Origin of the sequence: Carnobacterium sp. 1290_CSPC (assembly GCF_001053265.1) — a bacterium.
Classification (GTDB): Bacteria; Bacillota; Bacilli; order Lactobacillales; family Aerococcaceae; genus Aerococcus; species Aerococcus urinaeequi.
Genome location: NZ_JVVG01000073.1, coordinates 1 through 6175 on the forward strand (window position 1 = coordinate 1; position 6175 = coordinate 6175).

Genomic DNA, 6175 nt, shown 5'->3' on the forward strand with positions numbered 1-6175 from the left:
CTTAAATCATAGATACCGTAAGGGATTTTATTCTTTATTTAAAACTTTGCAACAGAACCAATTTGAGTATAACCTTTAAACTTAAAATATCTACTTCCACCGCTATAGTTAATAAAAGTTGTTACTGTAGCTTTAGAAGAATTAGGCTTAGAATTTCCTGTATTAACCCACCCTTTTCTATTTTTAGTCGTTAACATCTATAAAAATAAACCCTAATCCATGGTCAACTATAGAAACTGAGTTCAAATCTTTTTTAAAGAATGTCTTGTTACTAAGTACAAAGCTTTTCTGCTTATCATTTTTTAAGCTTTGAATAAGACTTTCTAAATCTCCATATTCAATAGCAAAAACCTCAATAAAATAGTCGTTATAACATATATCTATTTCAACTACATCTTGAACAGTCACCAACTCCCCTCCTAACTTGTAAAGCGCTTCCATTTTTTTAGTATAAAAAAATTAATTGCATAAAGATAGCCCTAATTTTTAGTGTCAGTTTTGAATCAACTAATATAGACGTATAACGTACATGCTTAGGTATCCAGCTTTTCAAACCTCTCTATACTATATTTATTCCTGTACTGGCAGCACTTTTGAAGGAAAAGGTACCTAATGGAGCTTCATTAGCCAGAACATAACAGTTCGCTCCTTTTTAATCGCTGTAATATTAATCTATTTTGAATGCACTTCGAGCCATGAAGAAATAGCTTCCCATGTAAGGTCTTTATCTGTAGCAATCGCTACAGTATAGTCTTCTATTTCTTTATTGCTAACGTTTAACGTCACACCGTTTAAACGTAAAAATGTATGAACCGCAACCAATGCGGTCCGCTTATTGGCATTGTGAAAACAGTGTTTCTGAACTAGTTTTTGGTACAATATAGCTGCTTTATCAAACAGAGTCGGATAAAGTTCTTTATCAAATACATCCTGTTTCGGTAAAGCGACACACATATTCAAAGCGGTTGGCTCCTTTACGCCGATCTGCTCCTCAGGGCTGTAGCGTTGAATCTGCAGCGTATTAATCATAACCAATTCCCGTTCAGTTAAATAACGGATCATCGGCTAACGAGTCCTTCTAGTGCAACAGTGTAGTCATCCATCACTGCGTTAACCGTTGCTAAAAAATCGTCTTCTTTTTCGGCAGCTTTACGGATTTCAACGTGACCACCTTTGATAACATATTCAATGGAATCACCCACGTTTAAGTTGAGTTGCTGTAAGACATCGGGTGGGAGTGTCGTAATCACGCTGTGTCCCGATTTCCGCGTACTTCTTTGAATCATTTTCATATTTATCACCTCATACGAATAGTATATATATATGTACTATTCTATTCAAGTATATACGTATGTATTTTAATACCTTAATTCTTTTTGACTGGTTCTCTCACGCGTCTCTTTCATAAAATGATTAAATGGCTGTGCTTCTCCCGCTATCGTTTTTTCAAGTGTCGCTATTTTTTCTTGCGGCGAGGTGATTTCAGGATGTTTCTCAACAAATGCGGTAAGGGCATGCTCCTTTAACCAGTCGGTGCCACTTTTTTCTCCCACCCATGTGTGTGCAATTTCATTAGGGGTTTTTGTCGTGAGAATCCGATACTTCTGTGGTCCCGTTGTTTTTGAATGCAGCTCTAAATCATAAACACGATGTGTCCCAATCTGCGTAATGGGTTCAATCGTATGAATAGAAAAGAAAGCCTGTGCTAGCGCGCTATTTTTTGATTTTGACGCGTCTTTTAAGTTTACCTGCACATTTAGTTGTTCATGCTCTAAAAGTGTCTCTAAACGTGAAATAAGGGTATGAGAAACATGCTTTACTTCTTCCAGAGCCGTTTCGAGTTCCGTCACGTGTTCTAAATTCTGCGTCCATTGTGCCGTGTAGTGCAAGGAATGGGCTTTCGTATCTAAGCCAAACGCATGTGCCACCACATAGGCCGTCATTTCAGCTTGGTATTCTAAGACTGGTGTCTCCTGCAGCGCTGTTTCTTTTTGCGCCATTTTTTTCGGATGGTGCATTGCTGCATGCGCCAGCTCATGTATAAGCGTATGAATGGATTCGCTTTCATTATTACGATCACTTAATACATCGTATGCGTATCAGGCCGGTAGTATCCTTTAGCAGGACTGTTAATAATTTTCGCTGTTTGAACCCCTATCTGTTCTTCCTTGGCATAACGCAATAACGTTTTCTTCAAAATCACCATCTGTTTCCCCGCATACTGAAAGTCTTTTTTTCGATTTGGAAACAAATCGGGATAATCTTCTGGCTGCGCATTTGTTTGCGTCACATCAAAGACCGTCCCCAACTTAAAGCTGACCCGTTTTCGTGTCTCAACTGTTGTTTTATGGGCTGCGAGATCCTCTTTTTCTTCTTTTGTGGCAGCGCTCAGGTTTTTCCAGGTCCCCTGTTTCGTCTTGAATTGCTTGATTTCAACCGGTACAAAAATCTTGATGCCTTTTTCCCCTTTTAAGACAGATAATCCCCAATCTTTAAACGTCTTAAAAGACGCAACGCCAAACGCACCTTTAAATTGAGAATGAATCAATAACTGATTCTTCAACGAATAATCATAAAACTGACTCATAAAAACAAGAAAAGCTTCTAACTCTTTCGGATCTGTCGCATAGTTGCGTAAGTTGACATGCATCTCATCGGTTAGGCTATAAATTTCTAATTTCCGTTCATCTGCTGTTTTCTTTTTATAGTTGTAGGCCATGACGTTTCCCCTTTCGGATTACTCAGACAACCTGCTTCAATACCGTATCAAGCATGACAAAACAGCTTTCTTCTTCTCCAAGAGCTGCTTCAAATTCCGCTATTAAATCATCTGTTACCGTCACCTGTATGTCTTTTTTTCTTCCAAGAGATAAAACGTCACTGTATTTTCTTCTTCAATATTTACAAGCATCGCTAAGGCCTTCGGCATCCCGATACCCCCCTCTCACATGTTTATTCCTGTGTTATTTTCTTGATTATTATATCTATATTTAACTTAGAATAACGGTATAAAGCAAGAAAAGCTATTGACTTAAGGTCTCACTTAACCTAGCAGAGGAGAGGGAAAGGAGCAAGTGGGCATAGTTGTACCCTAGCCATGCAAAATTAAAAAAATAATTCTGCAAACTAGGGTACAACATGTGTGCTATTTATTTGAATTTCTAGCGTCGGATCGGTCAGTCGCTGCTTCACATCTGTATGCGTCGGTGTTGTTCGTGCAACACACCTAAAACCCTCTTAAAATCCTCCCTAAGAGCGTTGTTTTAGGTTACCGGGCTTTCGGCCCAGGATTACCACCCCCACCGTTCAATCGGCCGTACACCCACTCGTGCAATAGAGGGCACAAAAAAAGGGGAGTTAAAACCACTTATAGTGGAAGAAACGGAAAAAGAAGCCAATAAAAAAGAGGTTCCTGATTCTTTCTTCCGAGCAACAAAGACAGCAAAGATTTCTTCAGATGCATTGTTACGATTAAATACTTTAAGGCCATTTATTGAAGAATTAGAAAATGAAGAAAAATCGGCCATTAATGATATGGTTCGGATGTTAGTTGAAAATTATACCAATACACGCCTAACAAATCGTCAACGGGAAGGATATAATCAAATGTTTGAACACCTTTTTGACCTTGCGAAAAAATAAGCTGAATAATTATGTCTATTCGCCGGTATTTATGTAAAGGCTTCTTTAGAGAACTACACGTCAACCCGAAAAGCTTGCTTTATAAAAATGTACGTTTTACACTAATATATGTAAATAGTTACAGAAAAAATATTTTTTTCCAGAAAGGATGTATTGAATTGAAATTACAGCTAGCTATTGACCTTGTTAAAGATATACCAGAAGCCATTGAATTAGTGGAAGAGGTTAAAGAATATATCGATGTAGTGGAACTTGGTACCCCTGTCATCAACAGAGAAGGACTTCAAGCAGTTAAAGAAGTCAAAGAAGCCTTCCCTGATTTACAAGTGTTGGCGGATGAAAAATTAATTGACGCTACTGATTTTGAAGTTGGCCAAGCAGTTGATTATAAAGCAGACATTATTACAGTTCTGGGTGTTTCGGAAGAGGCTTCGATTAAAGGGGCTGTCGAGGAAGCGAAAAAACACGGAAAAGAAATTCTTGTGGATATGATCGCAGTACGAGATGTTGAAACACGTGCAAAAGAACTGGATGAAATGGGAGCAGATTATATTTGTGTACACACAGGGTATGATTTACAGGCGCAAGGGAAGAGCCCATTTGAAGACTTGAAGAAAGTCAAAAAGGTAGTCAAAAAATCAAAAACGGCTATTGCAGGCGGCATTAAATTAGAGACGCTAAAAGATGCTGTAGAACAAAAACCAGACTTGATCATCGTTGGTGGCGGAATTGCAAGCGCGGATAATCCTAAAGAAGCTGCACGCAAGATATCTGAAATTATCAAACAAGGTTAGGTGGTAGTATGAATACAACGGATCATCTAGCAACAATCATTGAAGAGTTAAAGAAAACACCATCTAGAATTTCAGATGAGGAAGCTGAAAAGCTGGTCGATGAAATCATGGATGCTGGAAAAATATTTGTGGCTGGTGCTGGACGTTCCGGTTTGATAGGAAAAAGTTTCGTCATGCGCTTAATGCATATGGGGATTGAAGCCTATGTTGTAGGGGAAACCGTCACCGGTACGTTTGAAGAAAATGATTTGCTGATTATTGGAACAGGATCAGGGGAAACGAAGACATTGATTCCAGTCGCTCAAAAAGCAAAGGACATTGGTGGAAAAGTAGCTACTGTTACCATTTCACCCGCTTCGACTATCGGAGAATTGGCTGACATCATTATCCAACTCCCTGGTGTGACAAAAGATAACAGTGAAGGAACCATTCAAACTGTTCAGCCGATGGGATCTTTATTCGAACAAACCATGTTGCTGTTTTATGATGCCATCATTTTAAGTTACATGGAGAAAAAAGAACTGGACAGCGATAAAATGTACGGAAAACATGCTAATTTAGAATAAACGGAACACGTAGCACATACTGCTCTCAAATAGAGTAAATAACTAGAATAAAAGCAATAGACAGAAACCTTGATGAAGGTTTCTGTCTATTGCTTTTACTTGTACAGACGGACAGGATTTATCTAACTTAATTTGACAAACGAAAATTATCAAGCCATCCAAGACACTCTTTTAAGTATGTTTTCGAATTAATCGCTAATTGATAAAGTACTTCAGTCTCATCCTCATTAAACAATCGCAAAGCAACTTCTTCATCAACTTTATATGTGAGCATATTTTTCTCCCCCTCTCAGTAGTTGAACTTCCCAATAAGTATCTACAGTGATATACAAGAATATTTCTTCATTCTTTTATAAGAATTTCTACTCGATTGTAAAATCAGAAAATGTTCTATTTTTTCTTTTTTACTGATGTATCAATAACGATCTATATTGAGCATCCCTTTTACTTTTTTTTTTTCATTATTTAAACTTTTGACCATAACTTTTCTCCTTACTATAACTTCACAAGACTTTTCTCGCTTCATACACCAACAAAAACAATGGTCATAAATTTAGCCAAATAATACTACAGCGCGAATTTAGATTTCAGCTATCACTTAACTTAAATGTGATATATACCATTTCTTCCAAATCAAGCAACAAATTATAAATTAAATGAAGCAACAATAAAAAAGCTAGGTACCCACTAAGGTTGTAGATACCTAGCTTCCTAATTATTTGAAAGTTTTACCTCAATTATAATATTTCCTTTACTCGGCCAACGGTGCCATCTTCTAGCATGACTTTAATACCATGTGGATGGTTTTGAGAGTTTGTCAGGATTTTACTCACAATACCCTCTGTTAATTTTCCAGATCATTGGTCCTGTTTTTGAACAATTTTTACCTGGCTACCAATTTGAATATTACTTCTTTTATTACCTTCGTTCATGATGGGCTCCTTTTACAGGTCTCGATTTTTTATAGTCGCAACCATTTGTTTAACCCATTTTATCAGAAGTTCATCGAAAAAGGCTAATATTAAAAATAATGGAAAGCCAGTCGCGGTAACTATAATGATATCACTCGTCATAATCCTATCTGTACCAACAACTGCGAATACTATTTTTGGGGACGAATTTACAATTTAAGTGCAACAACAATAATAAAATAAAAAAGATCCATAGTTTTCC

Annotated in this window: 10 protein-coding genes and 1 pseudogene; 3 read left to right on the forward strand and 8 right to left on the reverse strand. The window is 37.3% G+C overall.

Translation table 11 applies throughout. The features are described from left to right. Positions 1–38 precede the first annotated feature (38 nt). The 6 genes from AC973_RS09905 to AC973_RS06785 all read right to left on the reverse strand — a co-directional run bounded on the left by AC973_RS09905 (position 39) and on the right by AC973_RS06785 (position 2719). The gene (locus AC973_RS09905) at positions 39–197 is read right to left on the reverse strand and encodes a hypothetical protein (protein WP_157850753.1); all 159 of its coding nucleotides are present in this window, start codon (positions 195–197) and stop codon (positions 39–41) included. Next, a complete protein-coding gene (locus tag AC973_RS06765; RefSeq protein ID WP_048729006.1) occupies positions 184–408 on the reverse strand; it encodes a hypothetical protein in 225 nt (74 codons plus the stop codon). Before AC973_RS06765 ends, AC973_RS09905 begins: the two co-directional genes overlap by 14 nt. A gap of 264 nt (positions 409–672) precedes the next feature. Further along, the gene (locus AC973_RS06770) at positions 673–1062 is read right to left on the reverse strand and encodes a type II toxin-antitoxin system death-on-curing family toxin (protein WP_082148263.1); all 390 of its coding nucleotides are present in this window, start codon (positions 1060–1062) and stop codon (positions 673–675) included. After that, positions 1059–1292, reverse strand: a complete 234-nt coding sequence (locus AC973_RS06775) for an AbrB/MazE/SpoVT family DNA-binding domain-containing protein (RefSeq protein WP_048729008.1) — start codon at positions 1290–1292, stop codon at positions 1059–1061. The genes AC973_RS06770 and AC973_RS06775 overlap by 4 nt, the downstream gene beginning before the upstream one ends. A 66-nt stretch (positions 1293–1358) precedes the next feature. Continuing rightward, complete coding sequence (locus tag AC973_RS06780) at positions 1359–2000, reverse strand: hypothetical protein (RefSeq protein ID WP_192828991.1); 642 nt, start codon at positions 1998–2000, stop codon at positions 1359–1361. Between the two features lie 80 nt (positions 2001–2080). Beyond that, positions 2081–2719, reverse strand: coding sequence for an ArdC family protein (locus tag AC973_RS06785; protein WP_048729011.1), 639 nt, complete (start codon positions 2717–2719; stop codon positions 2081–2083). 653 nt (positions 2720–3372) lie between these two features. Here AC973_RS06785 and AC973_RS06790 point away from each other — a divergent pair. The 3 genes from AC973_RS06790 to hxlB all read left to right on the forward strand — a co-directional run bounded on the left by AC973_RS06790 (position 3373) and on the right by hxlB (position 5002). After that, entirely contained in the window at positions 3373–3642 is a 270-nt protein-coding gene (locus AC973_RS06790; protein WP_053083825.1) for a hypothetical protein, read from the forward strand. Positions 3643–3800: 158 nt separating this feature from the next. Then, positions 3801–4436 (forward strand): 3-hexulose-6-phosphate synthase, encoded by a 636-nt coding sequence (gene hxlA, locus AC973_RS06795; RefSeq protein ID WP_048729013.1) that lies wholly within the window; start codon positions 3801–3803, stop codon positions 4434–4436. 8 nt (positions 4437–4444) lie between these two features. Then, positions 4445–5002 carry a 6-phospho-3-hexuloisomerase gene (gene hxlB, locus AC973_RS06800; RefSeq protein WP_048729014.1) on the forward strand — a complete coding sequence of 186 codons (558 nt, stop codon included), beginning with the start codon at positions 4445–4447 and terminating at the stop codon, positions 5000–5002. 127 nt (positions 5003–5129) lie between these two features. On the opposite strand, the gene AC973_RS09910 is transcribed toward hxlB, so the two are convergent. Then, a complete protein-coding gene (locus AC973_RS09910; protein ID WP_157850755.1) occupies positions 5130–5276 on the reverse strand; it encodes a hypothetical protein in 147 nt (48 codons plus the stop codon). 463 nt (positions 5277–5739) lie between these two features. Beyond that, positions 5740–5934: pseudogene (locus AC973_RS10205) on the reverse strand (YwbE family protein). Between the last annotated feature and the right edge of the window lie 241 nt (positions 5935–6175).

What these genes read in the sequence shown, in the direction of transcription:
- AC973_RS06780 (WP_192828991.1), bottom strand. Translation starts at nt 2,000, where the DNA reads ATGGCGCAAAAAGAAACAGCGCTGCAGGAGACACCAGTCTTAGAATAC.
- AC973_RS06770 (WP_082148263.1), bottom strand. Translation starts at nt 1,062, where the DNA reads ATGATCCGTTATTTAACTGAACGGGAATTGGTTATGATTAATACGCTG.
- AC973_RS09905 (WP_157850753.1), bottom strand. Translation starts at nt 197, where the DNA reads ATGTTAACGACTAAAAATAGAAAAGGGTGGGTTAATACAGGAAATTCT.
- hxlB (WP_048729014.1), top strand. Translation starts at nt 4,445, where the DNA reads ATGAATACAACGGATCATCTAGCAACAATCATTGAAGAGTTAAAGAAA.
- AC973_RS06785 (WP_048729011.1), bottom strand. Translation starts at nt 2,719, where the DNA reads ATGGCCTACAACTATAAAAAGAAAACAGCAGATGAACGGAAATTAGAA.
- AC973_RS06775 (WP_048729008.1), bottom strand. Translation starts at nt 1,292, where the DNA reads ATGAAAATGATTCAAAGAAGTACGCGGAAATCGGGACACAGCGTGATT.
- AC973_RS09910 (WP_157850755.1), bottom strand. Translation starts at nt 5,276, where the DNA reads ATGCTCACATATAAAGTTGATGAAGAAGTTGCTTTGCGATTGTTTAAT.